Source organism: Citrobacter sp. Cu233, from assembly GCF_030332225.1.
Lineage (GTDB): Bacteria > Pseudomonadota > Gammaproteobacteria > Enterobacterales > Enterobacteriaceae > Citrobacter.
Genome location: NZ_JAOWIF010000041.1, coordinates 14,091 through 36,132, shown reverse-complemented (window position 1 = coordinate 36,132; position 22,042 = coordinate 14,091). Strand labels below are relative to the sequence as shown.

General features: G+C 53.4%; 25 protein-coding genes. 19 read left to right on the top strand and 6 right to left on the bottom strand.

Features of this window, described 5'->3' with window-relative positions:
- Window positions 1-92: 92 nt before the first annotated feature.
- The 3 genes from OGX95_RS18050 to OGX95_RS18040 are packed head-to-tail and all read left to right on the top strand — an operon-like array spanning window position 93 to window position 3,044.
- Window positions 93-1,070, top strand: coding sequence for a Bug family tripartite tricarboxylate transporter substrate binding protein (locus OGX95_RS18050; RefSeq protein WP_286630458.1), 978 nt, complete (start codon window positions 93-95; stop codon window positions 1,068-1,070).
- 14 nt (window positions 1,071-1,084) lie between these two features.
- On the top strand, window positions 1,085-1,519 hold the full coding sequence (locus tag OGX95_RS18045) for a tripartite tricarboxylate transporter TctB family protein (protein ID WP_286630457.1): 435 nt from the start codon (window positions 1,085-1,087) through the stop codon (window positions 1,517-1,519).
- 10 nt (window positions 1,520-1,529) lie between these two features.
- Window positions 1,530-3,044 carry a tripartite tricarboxylate transporter permease gene (locus OGX95_RS18040; protein ID WP_286630456.1) on the top strand — a complete coding sequence of 505 codons (1,515 nt, stop codon included), beginning with the start codon at window positions 1,530-1,532 and terminating at the stop codon, window positions 3,042-3,044.
- Between the two features lie 42 nt (window positions 3,045-3,086).
- On the opposite strand, the gene OGX95_RS18035 is transcribed toward OGX95_RS18040, so the two are convergent.
- Window positions 3,087-3,983 (bottom strand): LysR substrate-binding domain-containing protein, encoded by an 897-nt coding sequence (locus OGX95_RS18035; protein WP_286630455.1) that lies wholly within the window; start codon window positions 3,981-3,983, stop codon window positions 3,087-3,089.
- 98 nt (window positions 3,984-4,081) lie between these two features.
- On the opposite strand from OGX95_RS18035, the gene OGX95_RS18030 reads away from it, so the two are divergent.
- From OGX95_RS18030 to csiR, 7 genes are all read left to right on the top strand, one after another.
- Window positions 4,082-4,684, top strand: coding sequence for a short chain dehydrogenase (locus tag OGX95_RS18030; RefSeq protein WP_271457235.1), 603 nt, complete (start codon window positions 4,082-4,084; stop codon window positions 4,682-4,684).
- 260 nt (window positions 4,685-4,944) lie between these two features.
- Complete coding sequence (glaH, locus tag OGX95_RS18025) at window positions 4,945-5,922, top strand: glutarate dioxygenase GlaH (protein WP_286630454.1); 978 nt, start codon at window positions 4,945-4,947, stop codon at window positions 5,920-5,922.
- 19 nt (window positions 5,923-5,941) lie between these two features.
- Window positions 5,942-7,210, top strand: coding sequence for an L-2-hydroxyglutarate dehydrogenase (gene lhgD / locus OGX95_RS18020; protein ID WP_286630453.1), 1,269 nt, complete (start codon window positions 5,942-5,944; stop codon window positions 7,208-7,210).
- Window positions 7,211-7,233: 23 nt separating this feature from the next.
- Complete coding sequence (gene gabD, locus OGX95_RS18015; protein ID WP_286630452.1) at window positions 7,234-8,682, top strand: NADP-dependent succinate-semialdehyde dehydrogenase; 1,449 nt, start codon at window positions 7,234-7,236, stop codon at window positions 8,680-8,682.
- A 25-nt stretch (window positions 8,683-8,707) separates the two neighbouring features.
- Window positions 8,708-9,991: a 4-aminobutyrate--2-oxoglutarate transaminase gene (gabT, locus tag OGX95_RS18010; RefSeq protein ID WP_286630451.1), complete on the top strand. Its 1,284-nt coding sequence runs from the start codon at window positions 8,708-8,710 to the stop codon at window positions 9,989-9,991.
- A gap of 151 nt (window positions 9,992-10,142) precedes the next feature.
- Window positions 10,143-11,543 (top strand): GABA permease, encoded by a 1,401-nt coding sequence (gene gabP, locus OGX95_RS18005; RefSeq protein WP_286630450.1) that lies wholly within the window; start codon window positions 10,143-10,145, stop codon window positions 11,541-11,543.
- A 45-nt stretch (window positions 11,544-11,588) separates the two neighbouring features.
- The gene (gene csiR / locus OGX95_RS18000; RefSeq protein WP_286630449.1) at window positions 11,589-12,275 is read left to right on the top strand and encodes a DNA-binding transcriptional regulator CsiR; all 687 of its coding nucleotides are present in this window, start codon (window positions 11,589-11,591) and stop codon (window positions 12,273-12,275) included.
- 12 nt (window positions 12,276-12,287) lie between these two features.
- Here csiR and lysM read toward each other — a convergent pair whose 3' ends face one another.
- Together lysM and OGX95_RS17990 are read right to left on the bottom strand one after the other, a co-directional pair.
- Window positions 12,288-12,737 (bottom strand): peptidoglycan-binding protein LysM, encoded by a 450-nt coding sequence (lysM, locus tag OGX95_RS17995; protein ID WP_286630448.1) that lies wholly within the window; start codon window positions 12,735-12,737, stop codon window positions 12,288-12,290.
- A 97-nt stretch (window positions 12,738-12,834) separates the two neighbouring features.
- A complete protein-coding gene (locus tag OGX95_RS17990) occupies window positions 12,835-12,993 on the bottom strand; it encodes a YqaE/Pmp3 family membrane protein (RefSeq protein WP_286630447.1) in 159 nt (52 codons plus the stop codon).
- A gap of 174 nt (window positions 12,994-13,167) precedes the next feature.
- On the opposite strand from OGX95_RS17990, the gene OGX95_RS17985 reads away from it, so the two are divergent.
- From OGX95_RS17985 to OGX95_RS17975, 3 genes are all read left to right on the top strand, one after another.
- Entirely contained in the window at window positions 13,168-13,467 is a 300-nt protein-coding gene (locus OGX95_RS17985; protein WP_286630446.1) for an ArsR/SmtB family transcription factor, read from the top strand.
- A 9-nt stretch (window positions 13,468-13,476) separates the two neighbouring features.
- A complete protein-coding gene (locus OGX95_RS17980) occupies window positions 13,477-14,004 on the top strand; it encodes a rhodanese family protein (protein ID WP_286630445.1) in 528 nt (175 codons plus the stop codon).
- Between the two features lie 80 nt (window positions 14,005-14,084).
- Window positions 14,085-14,264, top strand: a complete 180-nt coding sequence (locus OGX95_RS17975) for a GDFGVC terminal motif YodC-like protein (RefSeq protein WP_286630444.1) — start codon at window positions 14,085-14,087, stop codon at window positions 14,262-14,264.
- Between the two features lie 35 nt (window positions 14,265-14,299).
- On the opposite strand, the gene stpA is transcribed toward OGX95_RS17975, so the two are convergent.
- Window positions 14,300-14,701: a DNA-binding protein StpA gene (gene stpA, locus OGX95_RS17970; RefSeq protein WP_286630443.1), complete on the bottom strand. Its 402-nt coding sequence runs from the start codon at window positions 14,699-14,701 to the stop codon at window positions 14,300-14,302.
- Window positions 14,702-15,257: 556 nt separating this feature from the next.
- Between stpA and alaE the strand changes: the two genes are divergently transcribed.
- Window positions 15,258-15,707, top strand: a complete 450-nt coding sequence (gene alaE, locus OGX95_RS17965) for an L-alanine exporter AlaE (RefSeq protein WP_003037259.1) — start codon at window positions 15,258-15,260, stop codon at window positions 15,705-15,707.
- A 37-nt stretch (window positions 15,708-15,744) separates the two neighbouring features.
- On the opposite strand, the gene OGX95_RS17960 is transcribed toward alaE, so the two are convergent.
- On the bottom strand, window positions 15,745-16,095 hold the full coding sequence (locus tag OGX95_RS17960; protein WP_005122944.1) for a DUF2002 family protein: 351 nt from the start codon (window positions 16,093-16,095) through the stop codon (window positions 15,745-15,747).
- Between the two features lie 123 nt (window positions 16,096-16,218).
- A complete protein-coding gene (pdxR, locus tag OGX95_RS17955) occupies window positions 16,219-17,553 on the bottom strand; it encodes a MocR-like pyridoxine biosynthesis transcription factor PdxR (RefSeq protein WP_286630442.1) in 1,335 nt (444 codons plus the stop codon).
- A gap of 90 nt (window positions 17,554-17,643) precedes the next feature.
- Between pdxR and OGX95_RS17950 the strand changes: the two genes are divergently transcribed.
- The 5 genes from OGX95_RS17950 to nrdF all read left to right on the top strand — a co-directional run bounded on the left by OGX95_RS17950 (window position 17,644) and on the right by nrdF (window position 22,016).
- Entirely contained in the window at window positions 17,644-18,075 is a 432-nt protein-coding gene (locus OGX95_RS17950; RefSeq protein WP_286630441.1) for a carboxymuconolactone decarboxylase family protein, read from the top strand.
- A gap of 201 nt (window positions 18,076-18,276) precedes the next feature.
- A complete protein-coding gene (gene nrdH / locus OGX95_RS17945; protein ID WP_286630440.1) occupies window positions 18,277-18,522 on the top strand; it encodes a glutaredoxin-like protein NrdH in 246 nt (81 codons plus the stop codon).
- Window positions 18,519-18,929 carry a class Ib ribonucleoside-diphosphate reductase assembly flavoprotein NrdI gene (gene nrdI, locus OGX95_RS17940; protein ID WP_286630439.1) on the top strand — a complete coding sequence of 137 codons (411 nt, stop codon included), beginning with the start codon at window positions 18,519-18,521 and terminating at the stop codon, window positions 18,927-18,929. The genes nrdH and nrdI overlap by 4 nt, the downstream gene beginning before the upstream one ends.
- Window positions 18,902-21,046 (top strand): class 1b ribonucleoside-diphosphate reductase subunit alpha, encoded by a 2,145-nt coding sequence (gene nrdE, locus OGX95_RS17935; protein ID WP_286630438.1) that lies wholly within the window; start codon window positions 18,902-18,904, stop codon window positions 21,044-21,046. Before nrdI ends, nrdE begins: the two co-directional genes overlap by 28 nt.
- Before the next feature lie 10 nt (window positions 21,047-21,056).
- Window positions 21,057-22,016, top strand: a complete 960-nt coding sequence (nrdF, locus tag OGX95_RS17930) for a class 1b ribonucleoside-diphosphate reductase subunit beta (protein ID WP_286630437.1) — start codon at window positions 21,057-21,059, stop codon at window positions 22,014-22,016.
- Window positions 22,017-22,042: the final 26 nt, after the last annotated feature.

The following is a 22,042-nucleotide window of genomic DNA, read 5'->3' as shown; positions in this document are numbered from 1 at the left end:
TCACGCAACCGAACTGCTACACATCGGCTCACATAATCACAAAAATCTTCTTCCGTACCCGAAAATCCGGTTTTCCGGCGTGAGGATAAACAATGAAAAAACAATTATTTCGTACACTTACTGCAAGCATGTTACTGATGAGTACCTCTGTTCTGGCGGAACAAGCGCCCTCGCGCACCGAATGTATCGCCCCGGCAAAACCCGGCGGTGGGTTCGACCTCACCTGTAAGCTGATTCAGGTGAGCATGATGGAAACTGGCGCCATCGAAAAACCGATGCGCGTGACCTATATGCCAGGCGGCGTGGGGGCTGTGGCGTATAACGCCATCGTCGCGCAACGTCCTGCCGAAGCCGGAACCGTAGTGGCGTTCTCTGGTGGTTCGTTGCTGAACCTGTCGCAGGGAAAATTTGGCCGCTATGGCGTTGATGATGTGCGCTGGCTGGCGAGTGTAGGCACCGACTACGGCATGATTGCCGTGCGTAGTGATTCCCCGTGGAAGACGCTGAAAGACCTGCTGACGGCGATGGAAAAAGATCCCAACAGCGTGGTGATTGGCGCAGGCGCCTCTATCGGCAGTCAGGACTGGATGAAGTCGGCGCTGCTGGCGCAAAAAGCCAACGTCGATCCGCACAAAATGCGTTATGTCGCCTTTGAAGGCGGCGGCGAGCCGGTCACCGCGTTGATGGGCAATCACGTCCAGGTCGTCTCCGGCGATCTCAGTGAAATGGTGCCGTATCTCAACGGCGACAAAATCCGCGTACTGGCGGTGTTCTCTGATGAACGTCTGCCGGGTCAGTTAGCCAATGTGCCCACCGCCAAAGAGCAGGGCTATGACCTTGTTTGGCCGATTATTCGTGGTTTCTACGTTGGGCCAAAAGTCAGCGATGCCGAATATCAATGGTGGGTAGACGCCTTTAACAAACTCCAGCAAACCGATGAATTTAAAAAGCAACGCGATCTGCGCGGCCTGTTTGAATTCAACATGAGCGGGAAGCAACTCGACGCCTACGTGAAGAAACAGGTCACGGATTATCGTGAGCAGGCAAAAGCCTTTGGTCTGGCTAAATAAGCACAGGGGCAACCATGATGAGCGATCGTATTTTTGCGGGTATCTGGCTGTTGCTCTGTATAGCCGGGCTGTTCGTGGCCTGGCAAATCAGCAGCGAATACAGCTATGAACCCGTCGGGCCACGCCCCTTTCCGCTGGGCATTATCAGCTTGATGCTCTTGTGTGCCGTCGCGCTGCTGTTGCGCCACCCGGACACCATCAGTTGGCCTCGCCGCCACGTGCTGCAAAAGCTGCTGACGATGGTGATTATTCTGTTTATGTACGCCTGGGGTTTTGAATGGCTGGGATTCCCCATTGCCACAGCCATTCTCACCGTGGTGATCGGCCTGCTGTTCGGGGCCACCATCCCGGCAGCGGGTATTTCCGGGTCGGTTCTCGGCATTCTGTTGTGGTATGCCTTCGATCGACTGCTTGACGTCACCTTACCTCTCGGCGCCTGGCTGGGTTAACGGAGAAACGATGGATACCTGGATTTATCTTTCTCAGGGTTTCGCGGTGGCGATGACACCGGAAAACCTGGTTATCGCCTTGATCGGCTGCTTTGTCGGCACCATCGTTGGGTTGCTGCCGGGCCTGGGGCCAATCAACGGCGTGGCGATCCTGCTGCCGCTGGCCTTCGCATTGCATCTGCCTGCGGAGTCTGCACTGATCCTGCTGGCGACTGTTTATATCGGCTGCGAATACGGCGGGCGCATTTCCTCTATCCTGCTCAATGTTCCTGGCGATGCGGCAGCCATTATGACCGCCCTTGACGGCTATCCAATGGCCCAACAGGGACGCGGCGGCGTAGCGCTTTCTATCTCAGCGGTCAGCTCGTTCTTTGGTTCGCTCATCGCCATCGGCGGCATCATTCTGTTTGCCCCGGCGTTAGCACAATGGTCGCTGTCATTCGGTCCTGCAGAATACTTTGCCTTAATGGTCTTCGCCATTGCCTGTCTCGGCAGCATGATGGCACAGAATCCACTGAAATCATTTCTGGCAGCGCTTATCGGTCTTGGCCTTGCGACCGTCGGCGTAGACGCCAACACCGGGGTTTATCGCTTCACCTTTGACAGTGTCCATCTCTCCGACGGCGTGCAGTTTATCGTGGTGGTGATTGGGCTGTTCTCTGTCTCAGAAATATTATTAATGCTGGAACATACCAGCAGCGGTCAGGCGCTGGTGCGTAAAACGGGCCGCATGATGTTCAACGCCAAAGAAGGCGCGCAGTGCGTGGGCGCCACGCTGCGCTCGTCGGTGATTGGCTTTTTCGTCGGCGTCCTGCCCGGTGCCGGGGCCACCATCGCCAGTGCTATCACCTACATGACGGAGAAAAAACTCAGCGGTAACAGCGACAGCTTTGGGAAAGGGGACATTCGCGGCGTGGCCGCACCGGAGGCGGCCAACAATGCCTCGGCCTGTGGCTCGTTTATCCCAATGCTGACGCTCGGCGTGCCGGGCTCCGGCACCACGGCAGTGATGATGGGTGCGCTGACGCTGTACAACATCACGCCAGGGCCGGCAATGTTCACCGAACAGCCGGATATCGTCTGGGGACTGATCGCGGCGCTGCTGATTGCGAACGTGATGCTGCTGGTCATGAACATCCCGTTAATCGGTCTGTTCACCCGCATGCTGACCATTCCGCTGTGGTTCCTGGTTCCGGCCATTGCGGCGGTCTCAGCGGTCGGTGTGTATGCCGTGCACAGCACCACCTTCGATCTGGTACTGATGGTCGGTCTCGGCGTACTGGGATACATTTTGCGTAAAATGCACTTCCCGATGTCGCCGTTAATTTTAGGCTTTGTACTGGGGGAAATGCTGGAGCAGAACCTGCGTCGGGCCCTGTCCATCAGTAATGGCAGCATGGATATTCTGTGGGCCAGCGGCGTGGCGAAAGTCCTGCTGGTGATGGCGGTGATGGTTATCGTTATCCCGCCAGTACTGCGCCTGATCCGCAAACGCAACAATAAGCCGCAGGTGGATATCGGCTAACAAATTGCCGGATGGCGCAGTTCACAGCGCCATCCGGCATTTTTAGTTTCCGCGTAGCCCCTGCGTTCCTTCCAGCACATGTTCAACAAACTGCGTCAGCTTGGGCAGTGGGCGCAGATCCTGTCGCCACAACAGATGAATCGGTCGCGGCTCTGGCGTAAAGCCCTCCAGTACCCTCACCAGTTTGCCGCTGGCAAGCTCTTCTGCCAGTAGCACTTCCGGCTGTAACAGCAGACCCGCACCCGCGACCGCCGCCATACGCAGACCATGACCATCGTTACACCGCAGGATCGCATCGCGTTTCCATCTGACCTCACCTTCCATACCCGGCAGTATCCATTCGTTACGTGCCGTCCACACGGTATGCGACAAACACAGATGATCCACCAGATCCGCGGGCGTTCGTGGTGTGCCGTGTCTGGCAAGATAGTCCGGCGAGGCACAGATCGCCATACGGTACGGACACAGATATTTCGCCACTACATCCGTCTGATGAATATCACCAATGCGGATCGCCAGATCGACCCCTTCATCGACCAGATCCACCATTCGGTTGGTCAGATCCAGCTCAATACGTACTTCTGGCCAGGTTTGCAAAAAATCCGCAGCCAGCGGCGAGATAACACACGCGCCAAAGGAGGTGGGCGCGCTGATGCGCAACGTCCCCGCCGGGGCCAAACGCAGTCGCTCCACCGAGCGTTCAGCTATCGATACCTGTTCCACTACCCGCCGGGCTTCTTCAAAATAGACGCGCCCGGCGTCAGTCAGGCTCTGGCGACGGGTGTTACGTTCCAGCAAACGCGTACCGAGTTGCGCCTCCAGCAGCGCGATATATTTCCCCACCATCACCGCTGATATCTCCAGTCGCGTTGCCGCGCCGGTAAAGCTTCCACTTTCCACCACCGCGATAAACGTTTCCATGCCGCGCAGCTTATCCATATTACAAACCTCTGGTTAGTAATCATCTAACTTTTAGCCAGTTTATCTGATTTCATTTTCATTAAAGAATAGCGGCTCACACTATTGCGGAGGTGGTTATGAAAATCGTCATTATTGGTGCCAGCGGTACAGTGGGTCGTGCAGTCACAGAGACGTTGAGTCGTAAACATGAGGTTATCCGCGTGGGCCGCACGCAGGGTGATTACCAGGTCGATATCACCTCACAAGAGAGCGTACAGGCGCTATTTGAAAAAACAGGACGCGTGGATGCTATTGTTTCCGCCACCGGCAATCTGTTCTTTGGCCCGCTATCGACGATGACTGACAGTGAATTTAATCAGGGTCTGCAGGATAAGTTATTAGGCCAGGTGCGTCTGGCCCTGACCGGGCAACATTACCTGAACGATGGCGGTTCTATTACGCTGATCAGCGGCATTATCGCCCATGAGCCCATTGCCCAAGGGGCAAATGCCGCGACCATAAATGCCGGGCTGGAAGGATTTGTGCGCGCAGCAGCCTGCGAGTTAGGACGCGGTTTGCGCATTAACCTGATTAGCCCGACCGTACTGAGTGAATCTGCTGAAGCCTACGATGGATTCTTCCCTGGCTTTGAAAGCGTGCCAGCGGCAACGGTGGCCAACGCTTACCGCCGCAGCGTGGAAGGCATTCAAACCGGACGTATTTATAAAGTCGGTTACTAACATTTTTACTGCCGCTGCCCCCCATCAGCGGCGGTATTATTAATCCTCTGTTTTTAAATAACATTCTCCTGTTTATCTTCCGCGTTTTTCATTTAACCTCACCGTTTATAATGTTAAATATTTGTTGCTTTTGATCACAAATAATAAACAAACAAGCGCATTCTGTGCGCGTTTTTCAAAAATGTAGATATTTTTAATTTATGGCTACGAAACGAGCATCGCCATGTCTCCCTGACAATCTACTGAGAGGATCGATTCTGATGAACGCACTGACTGCCGTACAACCGAACGCTGAAGATCCAGCCCAACACTACAGCGGCTTCACGCTGAAACCATCAGCCCAGTCTCCACGCTTACTGGAGCTGACTTTCTGTGCTGAGACTACGGAGCAATTTCTGCAAGCCGTCGCGCAGTGGCCGGTGCAGGCGCTGGAATACAAATCTTTCTTGCGTTTCAAAGTGGCGAATATCCTCGACGATCTGTGCGGTAATCAGTTGCAGCCGCTGCTGCTAAAAACGCTGCTGGACCGCGCTGAAGGTGCGCTGCTGATCAACGCCGTGGGCGTTGATGACGTGGCGCAGGCGGAGGAGATGGTCAAACTGGCGACAGCCGTCGCCCATCTTATCGGGCGCTCCAATTTTGATGCGATGAGCGGTCAGTACTATGCGCGCTTCGTGGTGAAAAACGTCGATAACTCCGACAGCTACCTGCGTCAGCCGCACCGTGTCATGGAGCTACATAACGACGGTACCTACCTCGAAGAAATCACCGACTACGTGCTGATGATGAAAATCGACGAGCAGAACATGACCGGCGGAAACTCGCTGCTGCTGCATCTCGACGACTGGGAACATCTGGATCAGTACTTTACCCACCCGCTGGCACGCCGTGCCATGCGCTTTGCCGCACCGCCAAGCAAAAACGTTAGCCAGGACGTGTTTCATCCAGTGTTTGACGTCGACCAGCAGGGCCGCCCGGTGATGCGCTACATCGACCAGTTTGTCCAGCCGAAGGATTATGAAGAAGGCGTCTGGCTGAGCGACCTGTCTGATGCGCTGGAAACCAGCAAGAACATTCTTTCCGTTCCGGTATCTGTCGGTAAATTCCTGCTGATCAACAACCTGTTCTGGCTACACGGTCGCGACCGCTTCACCTCGCATCCTGACCTGCGTCGCGAACTGATGCGCCAGCGTGGTTATTTTGCCTACGCCACCCACCATTACCAGACCCATCAGTAAGCGCGAAGGAATTAAGCGGATGTATGATTTTGTGATTATTGGCGGCGGCATTATCGGCATGTCGACCGCCATGCAACTGATTGATGTCTATCCGGACGCCAAAATCGCGCTGCTGGAAAAAGAGTCCGGCCCGGCCTGTCACCAGACGGGCCACAACAGCGGCGTGATTCATGCCGGGGTTTATTACACCCCCGGCAGCCTGAAGGCGCAGTTTTGCCTGGCCGGAAATCGCGCCACCAAAGCCTTTTGCGACCAAAACGGCATCCGCTATGACGTTTGCGGAAAAATGCTGGTTGCCACCTCGGAGCTGGAAATGGAGCGCATGCGTGCGCTTTGGGATCGCACCGCCGCTAACGGTTTAGAGCGCGAGTGGTTAAACGCCGAAGAATTGCGTGAGCGTGAGCCGAACATTACCGGACTGGGCGGCATTTTTGTCCCCTCAAGTGGGATAGTCAGCTACCGTGAAGTGACCACCGCGATGGCGAAGATTTTCCAGGCCAAAGGCGGCGAGATTATTTATAACGCCGAAGTCAGCGCACTGAAAGAGCACGCCGCGGGCGTGATTGTGCATACCCGTCAGGGCCAGGAATATGAGGGCGCGACGCTGATTAGCTGTTCCGGGCTGATGGCTGACCGGCTGGTGAAAATGCTTGGCGTCGAGCCCGGTTTTATCATCTGTCCGTTCCGTGGCGAATACTTCCGCCTGGCGTCAGAACATAACCAGATAGTTAATCATCTGATCTACCCAATCCCCGATCCGGCGATGCCGTTTCTCGGCGTGCATCTTACCCGCATGATCGACGGCAGCGTCACGGTCGGCCCCAACGCGGTGCTGGCGTTTAAACGCGAAGGCTACCGTAAACGCGACTTCTCGCTCAGCGATACGCTGGAGATCCTCGGCTCTTCCGGCATCCGCCGCGTGCTGCAAAACAATCTGCGATCCGGGCTTGGCGAAATGAAAAATTCGCTGTGCAAAAGCGGCTATCTGCGGTTGGTACAAAAATACTGCCCGAGCCTGACGCTTAACGATCTGCAGCCGTGGCCTGCAGGCGTGCGGGCACAGGCGGTATCGCCGGACGGCAAGCTGATCGACGATTTTCTGTTTGTCACTACGCCGCGTTCAATTCACACCTGTAACGCCCCGTCTCCGGCGGCAACGTCGGCTCTCCCTATCGGCGCGCATATCGTCAGCAAAGTTCACGCCCTGCTGGAAAACCAGAGCAATCCCGGACGCACGCTGCGTGCGGCACGTAGCGTGGAGACATTACACGCCGCCTTTACCCGTTAACCTTTTTACGACAGGAAGCAATCATGCAACTTAACGATCCCACCTTGTTTCGCCAGCAGGCACTGATTGACGGTCACTGGCGTGACGCCAACAGCGGCGAGACCCTCGCGGTGACCAACCCCGCGAATGGTCAGCAACTGGGTAGCGTACCGAAAATGGGGGCCGATGAAACCCGTGAAGCCATTGAAGCCGCTAATCGCGCCCTACCCGCATGGCGGGCGCTGACCGCTAAAGAGCGGGCCAATATCCTGCGTCGCTGGTTCAATCTGATGATTGAGCATCAGGACGATCTCGCCCGCCTGATGACCCTCGAACAAGGTAAACCGCTGGCGGAAGCCAAAGGCGAAATCACTTATGCCGCCTCATTTATCGAGTGGTTTGCCGAAGAGGGCAAACGTATTTACGGCGACACCATTCCAGGCCATCAAGCTGATAAGCGTCTGATCGTCATCAAACAGCCGATCGGCGTTACCGCCGCTATCACACCGTGGAACTTCCCTTCCGCAATGATCACCCGTAAAGCCGGTCCGGCGCTGGCGGCAGGCTGCACGATGGTACTCAAACCGGCCAGCCAGACGCCGTACTCCGCGCTGGCGCTGGCTGAACTGGCCAATCGCGCCGGGATCCCGGCAGGTGTTTTCAGCGTCGTGACGGGTTCAGCCAGTGCTGTTGGTAATGAGCTGACTGGCAACCCGCTGGTACGCAAGCTGTCGTTTACCGGCTCCACTGAGATTGGACGCCAGCTAATGCAGCAGTGCGCCAAAGATATCAAGAAGGTGTCACTCGAACTGGGCGGCAATGCGCCGTTTATCGTCTTTGACGATGCCAACCTTGATAAAGCCGTGGAAGGTGCGCTGGCATCGAAGTTTCGTAATGCCGGGCAGACCTGCGTTTGCGCCAACCGTCTGTATGTTCAGGACGGCGTGTATGAGCAGTTTGCCGACAAGCTCCAGCAGGCGGTGAACAAACTGCACCTCGGTGACGGTCTGGATCCGCAGGTCACCACCGGACCGCTGATCGATGAAAAAGCCGTCGCAAAAGTGCAGGAACACATCGCCGACGCGCTGGATAAAGGCGCACGCATCGTAGCGGGAGGTAAGGCTCACGCACTGGGCGGCAACTTCTTCCAGCCCACGATTCTGGTGGACGTGCCCAATACTGCCAGGGTCGCCAAAGAAGAGACCTTCGGCCCGCTGGCGCCGCTGTTTCGCTTTAAAGATGAAGCTGACGTCATTGCACAAGCCAACGACACCGAGTTTGGGCTGGCGGCCTACTTCTACGCCCGTGATCTCAGCCGGGTATTCCGCGTGGGTGAAGCGCTGGAGTACGGCATCGTCGGTATTAATACCGGCATCATCTCAAATGAAGTTGCCCCCTTTGGCGGCATTAAAGCCTCCGGTCTTGGCCGCGAAGGTTCGAAGTACGGCATCGAAGACTACTTAGAAATCAAATATATGTGTATTGGCCTTTAATAAAATAAATACTGGAGAACACCTGATGAGCACCAATAAAGAACTCATGCAACGTCGCAGCAACGCCGTTCCTCGTGGCGTAGGACAAATCCACCCGATTTTTGCCGAACGCGCAGAAAACTGCCGGGTTTGGGACGTTGAAGGCCGTGAGTTCCTCGATTTTGCTGGCGGTATTGCGGTGTTGAATACCGGTCATCTGCATCCGCAGATTGTCTCTGCGGTAGAAGCGCAGTTGAAAAAACTGTCACATACCTGCTTCCAGGTGCTGGCCTATGAGCCGTACCTCGAGCTGTGTGAAATTATGAACCAAAAAGTACCGGGTGATTTCGCCAAGAAAACCCTGCTGGTCACCACCGGCTCTGAAGCCGTGGAAAATGCGGTGAAAATCGCCCGCGCGGCCACCAAACGAACCGGGACCATCGCCTTTAGCGGTGCCTATCATGGCCGTACCCACTACACCCTCTCATTAACCGGGAAAGTGAACCCGTACTCTGCTGGCATGGGGCTGATGCCGGGTCATGTGTATCGTGCGCTGTACCCTTGCGCGCTGCACGGTATCAGCGATGACGATGCGATTGCCAGCATCCACCGTATTTTCAAAAACGACGCGGCCCCGGAAGATATTGCCGCTATCGTCATTGAACCCGTACAAGGCGAAGGGGGTTTTTACGCCGCCTCCCCGGCCTTTATGCAGCGCCTGCGCACAATTTGTGACGAACACGGGATAATGTTGATTGCCGATGAAGTGCAGAGCGGCGCAGGTCGTACCGGTACGCTGTTTGCGATGGAGCAAATGGGTGTGGCCCCGGATCTGACCACCTTCGCAAAATCCATCGCCGGTGGCTTCCCGCTGGCCGGCGTCACCGGACGCGCCGAGGTGATGGACGCCGTCCCACCGGGTGGTCTGGGCGGCACCTATGCCGGTAACCCGATTGCCTGTGCCGCCGCGCTGGCAGTGCTGAACATTTTCGAGCAGGAAAACCTGCTGCAAAAGGCGAACGACCTGGGCAAAACCCTGCGCGATGGTCTGCTGGCCATTGCGGAAACGCACCGCGAGATTGGTGATGTTCGCGGGCTGGGCGCAATGATTGCCATTGAGTTGTTCGAAGACGGCGACCACACCAGGCCCGATGCCAAACTGACCGCCGACGTTGTCGCGCGTGCACGTGACAAAGGGTTGATCCTGCTCTCCTGCGGACCGTACTACAACGTGCTGCGCATCCTTGTTCCACTCACCATTGAAGAGGCACAAATCCGTCAGGGTCTGGACATTATTGCTCAGTGTTTTGCCGAGGCGAAGCAGGCTTAACACCACATTCTGCCAATAAAAAACGCAATCCGTAGGTCGGATAAGGCGGAGCCGCCATCCGGTAAACAGGGTCAATAACAATAATACGCGTGCCCCGGCGCGGGAATGCCGGGGTGCTCTCCCAAGTGAAATACTTTCGAGAGGTTTAAAGATGGGGCAAGTGTCACAATCACATGATTTAGGGGGCGGGCTGAAATCACGCCACGTCACCATGTTGTCCATTGCCGGGGTTATCGGCGCCAGTTTATTTGTAGGTTCAAGCGTCGCGATTGCCGAAGCCGGTCCGGCTGTGCTGCTGGCCTATCTGTTCGCCGGGTTACTGGTGGTGATGATTATGCGCATGCTGGCCGAAATGGCCGTCGCCACCCCAGATACCGGTTCCTTTTCCACCTATGCCGATAAGGCTATCGGGCCGTGGGCTGGTTATACCATCGGTTGGCTATACTGGTGGTTCTGGGTGTTGGTTATCCCACTGGAGGCTAATATTGCGGCCATCATCCTGCATTCATGGATCCCTGGAGTGCCTATCTGGCTGTTTTCCCTGGTTATCACCCTGGCATTAACCGGCAGTAATTTGCTGAGCGTCAAAAATTACGGCGAGTTTGAATTCTGGCTGGCGCTGTGTAAAGTGATTGCCATTCTGGCATTCATCGCCCTGGGTGCGGTAGCGATTAGCGGATTTTATCCGTACGCGGAGGTCAGCGGCGTTTCACGACTGTGGGATCAGGGCGGCTTTATGCCCAATGGTTTTGGCGCAGTACTCAGTGCGATGCTCATCACCATGTTTTCCTTTATGGGGGCTGAAATTGTCACCATTGCCGCCGCAGAATCCGACACCCCGGATAAACACATCGTGCGCGCCACGAATTCGGTCATCTGGCGTATCTCCATTTTCTATCTGTGTTCCATTTTCGTGGTAGTCGCGCTGATCCCATGGAACATGCCGGGGCTGAAAGAGGTGGGATCGTACCGCTCGGTGCTGGAGTTACTGCATATTCCATATGCCAGGCTGATCATGGATTGCGTCATTTTGCTGTCGGTAACCAGTTGCCTGAATTCAGCGCTATATACGTCATCCCGTATGCTCTATTCCCTGAGCCGTCGCGGCGATGCCCCAGCCTTTATGGGTAAAACAAACCGCAGCAAAACGCCGTACGTGGCAGTACTACTCTCTACCGGAGCGGCATTCCTCACCGTGATCGTCAATTATTACGCGCCGGCCAAAGTATTTAAGTTTCTGATCGACAGTTCCGGCGCCATCGCACTGCTGGTCTATCTGGTGATTGCTATTTCTCAGTTACGGATGCGCAAAATCCTGCTGGCGCAAGGCGGTGAAATTAAGCTGAGAATGTGGCTCTTTCCATGGCTTACCTGGCTGGTGATCGCCTTTATTGTCTTCGTATTAGTGGTGATGCTCTTCCGTCCGGCGCAACAGCTGGAGGTGGTTTCGACCGGGCTACTCGCCATCGCGATTATTTGCACCGTACCCATTATGTCACGCTGGAAAAAACTGCTATCGTGGCAAAAAGCACCGTTGCAAAATACGCATTAAATCTGATCCCGGCGCAGGCCGGGACATTTATTCAGGAGTAAGACCATGACCGCCATTTCCCAACCGACGGCCATTGATGGGTACCGCTGGCTGAAGAACGATATCATCCGCGGTATATATCAGCCTGATGAGAAACTGCGTATGAGCCTGCTGACCTCACGTTATGAACTGGGTGTTGGGCCACTACGCGAAGCGCTTTCGCAACTGGTTGCAGAGCGACTGGTCACGGTGGTCAATCAGAAAGGGTATCGGGTGGCACCGATGTCCGGGCAAGAGTTACTCGATATTTTCGATGCCCGCGCCAATATGGAAGCCATGCTGGTGGGTCTGGCTATCGCGCGCGGCGACGACGCCTGGGAAGCAGAGATTCTGGCACGCGCGCATATGCTCGGCAAGCTGGAGGCCGTTGACGCCAGCGAGCAGATGCTTGATGAGTGGGATCAGCGTCATCAGGCGTTTCACACGGCGATTGTTGCTGGCTGTGGCTCGCAATATCTGCTGCAAATGCGTGAACGACTGTTTGATTTGGCGGCACGATACCGTTTCATCTGGTTGCGTAAAACGGTGCTGTCGGTAGAGATGCTGGAAGATAAGCACGATCAGCATCAAACGCTGACCGACGCTATTCTGGCGCGCGATGCCGCACGCGCCAGCGAGTTAATGCGCCAGCATCTGCTGACGCCAATTCCCATTATTCAGCAAGCCATGTCCGGCAAATTACTGACGGAATAGATCTGAATATCATTATTCTTGCGGAATACGCAAAACCTGGCCGGGGTAGATTTTATCCGGGCTTTTTAGCATCGGTTTATTGGCTTCGAATATTTTATTGTACAGATTGGCATTACCGTAAACCTGCCTGGCAATCGCACTCAGCGTATCGCCTGACTTTACGGTATAAAACTGACTTTCGCTCGCCGGCGCAGAAGTTGTAACCTGATCGTCCACGCTGGCGATACCGGAGATATTACCGACAGCAATCAGGATTTTTTCTTTCGCCTCCTGACTTAATCCATCGCCAGAAACGGTTGCCTTACCTTCGATAATTTGGACGTCCACTTTATCTGCATCCGGAATACCGGTTTTGCTCAGATGCTCCTGCACTTTTTTCACCAGCTCCGCGCTGTCATGGTTTCCGGTAACCGCATCCCAGAGTTTTTCACCTGCATCTTTCACGAAATTGAAGAGTCCCATATTCACCTCGATGATTAACAAGCAGCACCAGAAAGTGTAGCAGAGGAGAACAGGCGGTAAGGAAAGCGGCGCGATTGCACCGCTACGGTGACGACTATCAGTGACGTGTTTGCACCCAGAAGGCATGGATAAGGCCTGGGATGTAGCCCAACAATGTCAAAACGATATTGAGGATAAACGCCCAGCCGAATCCTTTCCCCAGCAACACGCCAAGCGGCGGCAGAATAATAGTAAAAACGATTCTCCAGAAACCCATACACACTCCCTACAAGCAAAAAAAATAATCATTTCATAGAAATCTAAGGTTAGTGAGTTTATCCAACTCTGCCTGGCTTCCCCTGCTGTTTTACCCTCCTTTACGCTCTTTACGCTGGCGTACGACGCGCATTTACTTTAGAATTAACTTAACTTAGGAAATGCTAAAATACATATGACTGAACTTGAACAACTGCAGGCCAGCGCAGAACAGGCTGCCACCTTGCTCAAAGCGATGAGTCATCCCAAACGGTTACTGATTTTGTGCATGCTTTGTGGCTCACCGGGTACCAGCGCGGGAGAGTTAGCCCGCGTTACTGGTCTTAGTGCATCGGCCACCTCTCAGCATCTGGCAAGAATGCGTGAAGAGGGGTTGATAGACAGCCAGCGTGATGCCCAGCGCATCCTTTACTCCATTAAAAATGCGGCCGTGAATTCGCTGATCGCCACATTAAAAACACTGTATTGCCCATAAGGAACCACTATGACCATTGGGATGATTTCCCCCCACGAAGCGCAGACGCTGTTGGCTCAGGGCGCAAAACTGATTGATATCCGCAACGCTGACGAGTATCTGTACGAGCATATCCCCGTGGCGCACCTGGCACCGTTATCCACCCTGGAGCAGGGTTCACTCCCCGCAAACTTACGGGCTGAGTGCATTATTTTTCACTGCCAGTCAGGCAAGCGTACACAAAATGCGGCGGCAAAATTGAATGCCGCCGCCGCGCCGGCACAGGTCTGGCTGCTTGAGGGGGGGCTCGACGGCTGGAAAGCAGCAGGTCTGCCGGTTGTGAAAGATAGCTCACAACCATTGCCGCTAATGCGTCAGGTGCAGATTGCCGCAGGCAGCCTTGCCTTGCTTGGCGTCATTCTCGGTTACGCCGTTAACAGCGGCTTCTTCTTACTCAGCGGTTTTGTCGGTGCAGGGCTGGTACTTGCGGGTGTAACTGGCTTCTGCGGTATGGCGCGACTGCTCGACAAAATGCCCTGGAACCGACGTACTCATTAAGCGGTAATAGAAGAAACAGCGCTGTACCCGCCGATTGACGTGATCTATGGTGGGTTTTGTGATCAAGAAAGGAGCGCAATATGTTTAAACCTGGCGATGTGGTGCAACCGCGTATGGGCGGACCAAAACTGAAAGTTGTCGAAGTGAAAGACGAACAAATTGTGGCTGTACAAGCCAGCAATGAAAGCGGCGAAAAATACACCCTAAAAACAGCTGATGTCACGCGATATTCTGAAGAAGGCGATTTCGGCGTCTGCTGAAAATAAGCGGTGAGGTTCCCCTCACCGCATTGATATTAGATCAAAAAATCATCGAGAGATTTACCGGCAGCCAGCGCCTGCGCAATCGGCTTCGGCGTGCGGCCTTGTCCAGTCCATGTTTTGATTTCACCATTGGTATCCGTAAAACGGTATTTCGCCGGACGTGGCTGACGCTTTTTAACCGAACGCGACGTTGCCGCCGACATGCTCAGCAGTTCTTCAGGATCAATCCCATCAGCTCTCATCATCGCCAGCAGTGTATTAATTTTTTCCTGCTGTTCTGCACGTTGGCGCTGCAGCTGTTCTTCTTCGTCACGTCGTTCTTTGGTGACTACCCGGAGTTTTTCCAGCATATCATCCAGAACCTCAACGGATAATTCACGCGCCATGACACGTAGCGCTCGAATATTATTTAAGTTTTTTAACATTGAACTCATATTAATAAAACCTCTTTAACGCAAAAACAAAAATCGGTATTACGAGGCAAATTGTATGCGAGTACTTTTTCTTTTTCCAGTCTCTTTTTTGTCGCAAGATATTAAAACGACAACCACTATTATTATTTATCTTGTCATACAATATTCTTTAGTCACCGATATTTTATATTCGGCCAAAAACCAGAATAAATAGACTTCGGGATATCCCACTGCTGCACCAGATAAACCAATACAGGCATCGCACAGGCGTTGCGGTAGATATGCGAAATATTCGTCAGCATTCAAAAAGGAGCGCAAAAAGTTCAGAAAAACAAGTCAAAGCAACCTATTGATTTTTAATCATTTTAATTTACATGACAACGAAAATGCCAAAACGAACAAAAAACAAACCATCACAGAGCATTTTATCGACAAAAAGGCAATAAATAAAAATTTTAAGCTAGTTGCTAGTTATTATGCAGGCAGATATCCTATTAAAACGCGAAAGCAACAAGACAAATCACTAGCAACAAAGGTATTGAAAACCTTTTTTCCCCTTTTTACAAGGAGCATTAACATGTTCTCTCCGCAGTCACGCTTGCGTCATGCTGTAGCAGACACGTTCGCGATGGTTGTTTATTGTTCTGTCGTGAACATGTTGATCGAGATATTCCTTTCAGGAATGAGCTTCGAACAGTCACTGTATTCCAGACTGGTCGCCATCCCCGTCAACATCCTGATCGCCTGGCCATACGGTATGTACCGCGATTTGTTTATGCGCGCGGCACGCAAAGCCACGCAGGCAGGATGGGCAAAAAATCTGGCGGATGTACTGGCCTATGTCACATTCCAGTCACCGGTGTATGTGATTATTCTGCTGACGGTTGGCGCAGACTGGCACCAGATCACGGCTGCGGTAAGTTCAAACATCGTGGTCTCAATGCTGATGGGTGCAGTATATGGCTACTTCCTTGATTATTGCCGCCGCCTGTTTAAGGTCAGCAGCTACCACCAGGCTAAAGCTTAGCAACATATCATCGCGACTGGCACCGCCAGTCGCGTTATCAGTTTGAACTCACGTCGCCAAACAACCCATTCAGATAGCGCTCCAGCGCGATACGCGAGCTAAAGCCGTGTGGAATACCATAATGTTCATGAGTATCGCCGGCTAAATAAAGCGGGAATTGCTGATAGTGATCGCAGGTTTTAATATCCGTGGCCGGTTCTGCCAGTGAAGAACTACGCTCTTTTAGCGTGGGATGAATCACCAATGCGGTACGTCCCATCCGCGCTTCACGGTTTACGTATACATAATTCTCGCCACGTCGATAACCGTATGTTTTCTGTGTGACTACATCAACGGTAAAGCCCACTTTTTCAAGTACGCGCGCCACCTCATCAGGTCGTAAATACATATTATTTTCCTCGTTATCTTTTACTGCGGGCTTACCTTACCTGATTCAGCATTAGCAACGCTTTCAGAAAAGTCCATAAACGAGTGCAGACGGTGAGATGAATATCTTAAGAACAACGCAAATTTATGTCAGCGCCAACCGGAGTTGATATGCAGCCTGCTGCGCCATTTCTGCCGATCGGATATTGGTAAATGACAGTAATATTCCTCCCTGACCTGTTGAGGTGATGCGCCATCGGCTTAAGGCCTGAACCGCCAACCCGGCCTGATTCGCTTTGCGTACTAACGCATTGTCATCCCCCGCCACGGCGATCACCAGTTGGATCCCGCCCTCTTGTGGCACCACGCTAAAACCCTGCTCTGTCAGGGCGCTGTCCATCCATTGACGCCGTTGGGCATAATGCTGGCGCATACGTTTTAAGTGCCGCCAGAAATGACCGTCGCGCATAAAATCGGCCAGCGTTTGTTGCCATAAAACCGGCACACTGCAAGCTGTTAGCGCGGCCTGTTGGCGAAAATGTGCGACCTGAGTCAGCGGAACCACCAGCCAGGCGGTGCGTAAAGCGGGAAATAACGATTTACTGAACGTACCCGCATAAATCACTCGCTGCGGCGCATCCAGACTTTTAAGCGGTGGTAGCGGTTTGCCGTGGTAACGAAACTCACTGTCGTAGTCATCTTCGATGATCCACGCCTGTGCGCGGTCAGCCCATTCCAGCAACTGATGACGACGAGCCAGAGAAAGCGCCACGCCCAGTGGGCTTTGGTGAGCGGGTGTCAGCAAGGCAAAACGCGCCTGTGGGTAGTCACGGATCCCGGCACTGACATCAAGGCCATCGGCATCAGCCGCAACAGGCATCAGTACCACACTCTCCTGCGCGACCACTGGCCTGATGAGCGGGAAACCGGGATCTTCAACCCACATCCCTTCACCGGGCTTTGCCAGCGTGCGCAGGATCAACATCATTGATGCCGCATAACCCGAAGTAATAAAAACCTGTTCCGGTAGACATTCAATGCTGCGCGACACTCGCAGGTAATCGACTATCGCCTGGCGTAACAGCCGTTCACCGCAAACATCCCCCACTGCAAGGTCAAAACGTGTTTGGGTACGCAAACGTCGCCCCATTACCCGTGCCCAGATATCGCGTGGAAAAAGATCGAGGGCAGGCAATCCCATCTGAAAGAGCTGTGGTGTGTCGTTTTCTCCGGCGAATACGGCAGGGGTGGCGGGCGAGGTTTCCAGTCGCAATTGCTCGCTGACAAAGGTTCCTGCCTGCCCGCGTCGCGTAAGCCAACCCTGCGCCACCAACTCAGCGTAGGCGTTTTCCACCGTCGAGCGTGAAACGCCAAGCTCCTGAGACCAGGTTCGGCTGGATGGCAATCGTGTGCCAGGCTTAAGCTCCCCTTTCTCAATGGCGGTTTTTAACTGACGAGCGATTTGCTGGTAGCGCGGCATTTATGGTCTGCTTTTTAAGTAAGAATATGGTTCTCTTTAGCAGACCATTATAGTGCTACATTGCAGGTCATCCAAATGAGGAGCAATACCATGACAATGTTACGCCAGCCCTATTATGAACTCAGCCCTGAAATTTATAACGCCCTGGTTCTGGCAAGCAAAGCGCTGGAAAACTGCGCACTGGAACCCACGCTGACGGAACTGATTTACCTGCGGGTTTCACAAATCAACGGCTGCGCATTTTGCCTTGAAATGCACAGCAAAGCGCTGCGCAAGTCTGGCGTAGAACAGGCCAAACTGGATGCACTGGCAGGGTGGCGGGTTAGCCACCATTTCAGTGAGCGGGAGCAAGTGGCGCTGGCCTGGGCTGAGTCCGTCACTCATATCGCCTCTACGCACGCCGAAGACGCTGTTTATCTGCCGCTGCTTGACCATTTTAGCGCCAAAGAGATAAGCGATCTGACGTTCGCCATTAGCCTGATGAACTGCTTTAACCGCCTGGCGGTGGGTATGCGCATGTAATTTATCGGTCGCCGGATAGCCCTATCCGGCAACAAGCCCCCTCGCCCCCACGCATCGCCTTGAACATCACCCCGCCAAAATTCCCATATCTTGTATGGTTGAATCTTCTTTCATCTACATCTAGTATCTTCTCTATCAGCACACACATAAACCGATGTTCACTATGCATCGCTCTTTTACCTTTAAATGGAAATACGAATCATGCGTATTATTATTTACACTCGTAATAACTGTGTTCAGTGCCATGCCACAAAGCGGGCAATGGAAAGCCGTGGTTTTGACTTTGAGATGGTGAATGTCGATTTGCAGCCTGAACTGGCAGATACCCTGCGCGAGCAAGGTTTTCGTCAGTTGCCTGTCGTGGTGGCAGGTGAAACCCGTTGGTCAGGATTTCGCCCGGACATGATCAATCGCCTGCGCCCGGAACCACGCGTGGTCAGCGCATGACGACGCTCGTCTACTTCTCCAGCAGCTCCGAAAATACGCACCGCTTTGTGCTGCGTCTGGCGCTGCCCGCCATCCGCATTCCGCTTAATGAACGCGAGAGGATCCGGGTAGACGAGCCTTACATTTTAATCGTGCCGTCTTACGGCGGCGGCGGTACCGCAGGCGCAGTCCCGCGTCAGGTGATCCGCTTTTTAAACGATCCTCATAACCGGGCATTAATCCGTGGCGTGATCGCTTCTGGCAATCGCAATTTCGGCGAGGCTTATGGGCGTGCGGGTGAGGTCGTCTCACAAAAATGCGGCGTGCCATGGCTCTATCGTTTTGAGCTGATGGGTACGCAAAGCGATATCGAAAACGTTCGAAAAGGAGTGAGCGAATTTTGGCAACGACAACCGCAGAACGCGTAATCCAGCCAGCACTGGATTATCACGCCCTGAACGCCATGTTAAATCTGTACGATAAAACCGGGCGTATTCAGTTCGATAAAGATCATCAGGCGGTGGAGGCTTTTTTTGCTACCCACGTCCGCCCCCATTCGGTGGTCTTTGCCAGTCAGCAAGAACGCCTGGAAACGCTGATTCGTGAAGGCTATTACGACGAAAGCGTTTTAGCCCGCTACGATCGCGCGTTCGTGGTGAAGCTGTTTGCCCACGCCCACGCCAGCGGATTCCGCTTTCAGACATTCCTCGGCGCATGGAAGTACTACACCAGCTATACGCTGAAAACCTTTGACGGCAAACGCTACCTTGAAGATTTTGAGGATCGCGTGACGATGGTGGCACTCACCCTGGCGCAGGGTGACGAGGCGCTCGCCATGCAGCTCACTGATGAAATGCTCTCTGGTCGTTTTCAACCCGCCACACCAACCTTCTTAAACTGCGGCAAACAGCAGCGTGGCGAGCTGGTTTCCTGCTTCCTGCTACGCATTGAAGACAACATGGAGTCCATCGGCCGGGCGGTTAACTCAGCGCTGCAGCTTTCCAAACGCGGCGGCGGCGTGGCATTTTTGCTCTCGAATCTGCGCGAGGCCGGAGCGCCTATTAAGCGTATTGAAAACCAGTCTTCCGGCGTGATCCCAATAATGAAAATGCTGGAAGATGCCTTTTCTTATGCTAATCAGTTGGGCGCGCGTCAGGGCGCGGGCGCGGTGTATCTGCACGCGCACCATCCCGATATTTTGCGTTTTCTCGATACCAAACGTGAAAATGCCGATGAAAAAATCCGCATCAAAACACTCTCGCTCGGCGTGGTGATCCCGGATATCACCTTCCGTCTGGCCAAAGAAAATGCGCAGATGGCGCTTTTTTCACCATATGACGTAGAACGCCTTTACGGCACAGCATTGGGTGATATCGCGATCAGCGAACGCTATGACGAACTGGTTGCCGACACGCGCGTGCGCAAAAAATACATTAATGCCCGCGACTTCTTCCAGCGACTGGCAGAGATCCAGTTCGAGTCTGGCTACCCCTACATTATGTTTGAAGATACGGTGAATCGTGTGAATCCGATTGCCGGTCGCATCAATATGAGCAACCTGTGCTCGGAGATTTTACAGGTCAACAGTCCATCAACCTATGATGAGGCACTGGGCTATACGCAGGTAGGGCATGATATTTCCTGCAATCTTGGATCGCTGAACATTGCCCATACCATGGATTCACCTGACTTTGGTCGTACCGTTGAAACCGCCGTGCGTGGCTTAACCGCCGTCTCGGACATGAGTCATATTCGCAGCGTTCCTTCCATTGAAGCCGGGAACAGCGCGTCACACGCCATTGGTCTCGGGCAGATGAACCTGCATGGTTATCTGGCGCGGGAAGGAATCGCCTACGGTTCACCCGAAGGGCTGGATTTCACCAATCTGTATTTTTACACCATCACCTGGCATGCGTTGAATACATCGATGAAACTGGCCCGCGAACGCGGAAAATCTTTTGCCGGATTTAGTCAGTCACGCTATGCCAGCGGCGAGTACTTTTCCCAGTATTTGCAGGGAGACTGGCAGCCTAAAACAGAGAAAGTCCGCGCACTGTTTGCCACGAGCGGCATTACATTGCCAACCCGGGAGATGTGGCTGCAACTACGGGATGATGTGATGCGCTACGGCATCTATAACCAGAATTTACAGGCCGTTCCGCCGACCGGTTCGATCTCCTATATCAACCACGCAACCTCAAGCATTCACCCGATTGTATCGAAAGTGGAAATTCGCAAAGAGGGTAAAACCGGGCGCGTTTACTACCCGGCCCCGTTTATGACCAACGAGAATTTGGCCCTGTATCAGGATGCCTACGAGATTGGCCCACAGAAGATTATTGATACCTACGCCGAAGCGACACGGCATGTTGATCAGGGACTCTCACTGACGCTTTTTTTCCCCGATACCGCTACCACTCGAGATATCAACAAGGCACAGATCTACGCCTGGCGTAAGGGTATCAAATCGTTGTACTACATACGGTTACGCCAGTTGGCGCTGGAAGGAACCGAAATTGAGGGTTGCGTGTCATGCGCACTGTAAGGAGAACAGCATGAAACTATCTCGCGTCAGCGCCATCAACTGGAACAAGATTGAAGATGATAAAGACCTTGAGGTATGGAATCGCCTGACCAGTAACTTCTGGCTACCGGAAAAAGTCCCGCTTTCCAATGACATTCCGGCATGGCAAACGTTGAGCGCTGCCGAGCAGCAGCTCACTATCCGCGTATTTACCGGCCTGACGCTGCTCGACACGATTCAAAATATCGCCGGAGCCCCCGCGCTGATGGCGGATTCAATCACGCCACATGAAGAGGCGGTACTGTCGAATATCAGCTTTATGGAAGCCGTGCACGCGCGCTCCTACAGTTCTATTTTTTCCACGCTTTGTCAGACCAAAGATGTGGATGCAGCTTACCTCTGGAGTGAGAAAAATTCTCCGCTCCAGCACAAGGCACAGATAATTCTGACGCATTACGCCAGCGAGGAACCGCTGAAAAAGAAAATAGCCAGCGTATTTCTCGAATCCTTCCTGTTCTATTCCGGCTTCTGGCTACCGATGTATTTCTCCAGCCGCGGCAAACTGACGAATACCGCTGACCTTATCCGCCTGATCATTCGTGATGAAGCGGTTCATGGTTATTACATTGGCTATAAATACCAAAAAGGTCTGGAGCAAGTTTCACCATCTGCGCGTGAAGCGCTACAGAATTATGCCCTCGATCTGTTGATGGAATTATATGACAACGAAGTTCGTTATACGGAGGAACTGTATGCAAAAACCCCGTGGGTGGAAGACGTCAAAGCCTTTCTCTGCTACAACGCCAATAAGGCGCTAATGAATTTAGGTTATGAGGCCCTGTTCCCGGCAGAAATGGCGGATGTGAACCCGGCAATCCTCGCTGCACTCTCACCCAACGCAGACGAAAACCACGATTTCTTCTCCGGTTCAGGGTCATCTTATGTGATGGGTAAAGCCGTCGAAACAGAAGATGACGACTGGAATTTTTAATGTTTCCTTCCGCGGGAAATACCTTA

Excerpts from the sequence above, each read along its gene's own strand:
- OGX95_RS18030 (WP_271457235.1), top strand. The coding sequence starts at position 4,082 with ATGAAAATCGTCATTATTGGTGCCAGCGGTACAGTGGGTCGTGCAGTC.
- csiR (WP_286630449.1), top strand. The coding sequence starts at position 11,589 with ATGACCGCCATTTCCCAACCGACGGCCATTGATGGGTACCGCTGGCTG.
- OGX95_RS18035 (WP_286630455.1), bottom strand. The coding sequence starts at position 3,983 with ATGGATAAGCTGCGCGGCATGGAAACGTTTATCGCGGTGGTGGAAAGT.
- nrdF (WP_286630437.1), top strand. The coding sequence starts at position 21,057 with ATGAAACTATCTCGCGTCAGCGCCATCAACTGGAACAAGATTGAAGAT.
- OGX95_RS17950 (WP_286630441.1), top strand. The coding sequence starts at position 17,644 with ATGACAATGTTACGCCAGCCCTATTATGAACTCAGCCCTGAAATTTAT.
- OGX95_RS18050 (WP_286630458.1), top strand. The coding sequence starts at position 93 with ATGAAAAAACAATTATTTCGTACACTTACTGCAAGCATGTTACTGATG.
- gabT (WP_286630451.1), top strand. The coding sequence starts at position 8,708 with ATGAGCACCAATAAAGAACTCATGCAACGTCGCAGCAACGCCGTTCCT.
- OGX95_RS17985 (WP_286630446.1), top strand. The coding sequence starts at position 13,168 with ATGACTGAACTTGAACAACTGCAGGCCAGCGCAGAACAGGCTGCCACC.
- OGX95_RS17990 (WP_286630447.1), bottom strand. The coding sequence starts at position 12,993 with ATGGGTTTCTGGAGAATCGTTTTTACTATTATTCTGCCGCCGCTTGGC.
- nrdH (WP_286630440.1), top strand. The coding sequence starts at position 18,277 with ATGCGTATTATTATTTACACTCGTAATAACTGTGTTCAGTGCCATGCC.
- alaE (WP_003037259.1), top strand. The coding sequence starts at position 15,258 with ATGTTCTCTCCGCAGTCACGCTTGCGTCATGCTGTAGCAGACACGTTC.
- lhgD (WP_286630453.1), top strand. The coding sequence starts at position 5,942 with ATGTATGATTTTGTGATTATTGGCGGCGGCATTATCGGCATGTCGACC.
- nrdI (WP_286630439.1), top strand. The coding sequence starts at position 18,519 with ATGACGACGCTCGTCTACTTCTCCAGCAGCTCCGAAAATACGCACCGC.
- glaH (WP_286630454.1), top strand. The coding sequence starts at position 4,945 with ATGAACGCACTGACTGCCGTACAACCGAACGCTGAAGATCCAGCCCAA.
- gabP (WP_286630450.1), top strand. The coding sequence starts at position 10,143 with ATGGGGCAAGTGTCACAATCACATGATTTAGGGGGCGGGCTGAAATCA.
- OGX95_RS17975 (WP_286630444.1), top strand. The coding sequence starts at position 14,085 with ATGTTTAAACCTGGCGATGTGGTGCAACCGCGTATGGGCGGACCAAAA.
- lysM (WP_286630448.1), bottom strand. The coding sequence starts at position 12,737 with ATGGGACTCTTCAATTTCGTGAAAGATGCAGGTGAAAAACTCTGGGAT.
- OGX95_RS18045 (WP_286630457.1), top strand. The coding sequence starts at position 1,085 with ATGATGAGCGATCGTATTTTTGCGGGTATCTGGCTGTTGCTCTGTATA.
- gabD (WP_286630452.1), top strand. The coding sequence starts at position 7,234 with ATGCAACTTAACGATCCCACCTTGTTTCGCCAGCAGGCACTGATTGAC.
- pdxR (WP_286630442.1), bottom strand. The coding sequence starts at position 17,553 with ATGCCGCGCTACCAGCAAATCGCTCGTCAGTTAAAAACCGCCATTGAG.
- OGX95_RS18040 (WP_286630456.1), top strand. The coding sequence starts at position 1,530 with ATGGATACCTGGATTTATCTTTCTCAGGGTTTCGCGGTGGCGATGACA.
- stpA (WP_286630443.1), bottom strand. The coding sequence starts at position 14,701 with ATGAGTTCAATGTTAAAAAACTTAAATAATATTCGAGCGCTACGTGTC.
- OGX95_RS17960 (WP_005122944.1), bottom strand. The coding sequence starts at position 16,095 with ATGTATTTACGACCTGATGAGGTGGCGCGCGTACTTGAAAAAGTGGGC.
- OGX95_RS17980 (WP_286630445.1), top strand. The coding sequence starts at position 13,477 with ATGACCATTGGGATGATTTCCCCCCACGAAGCGCAGACGCTGTTGGCT.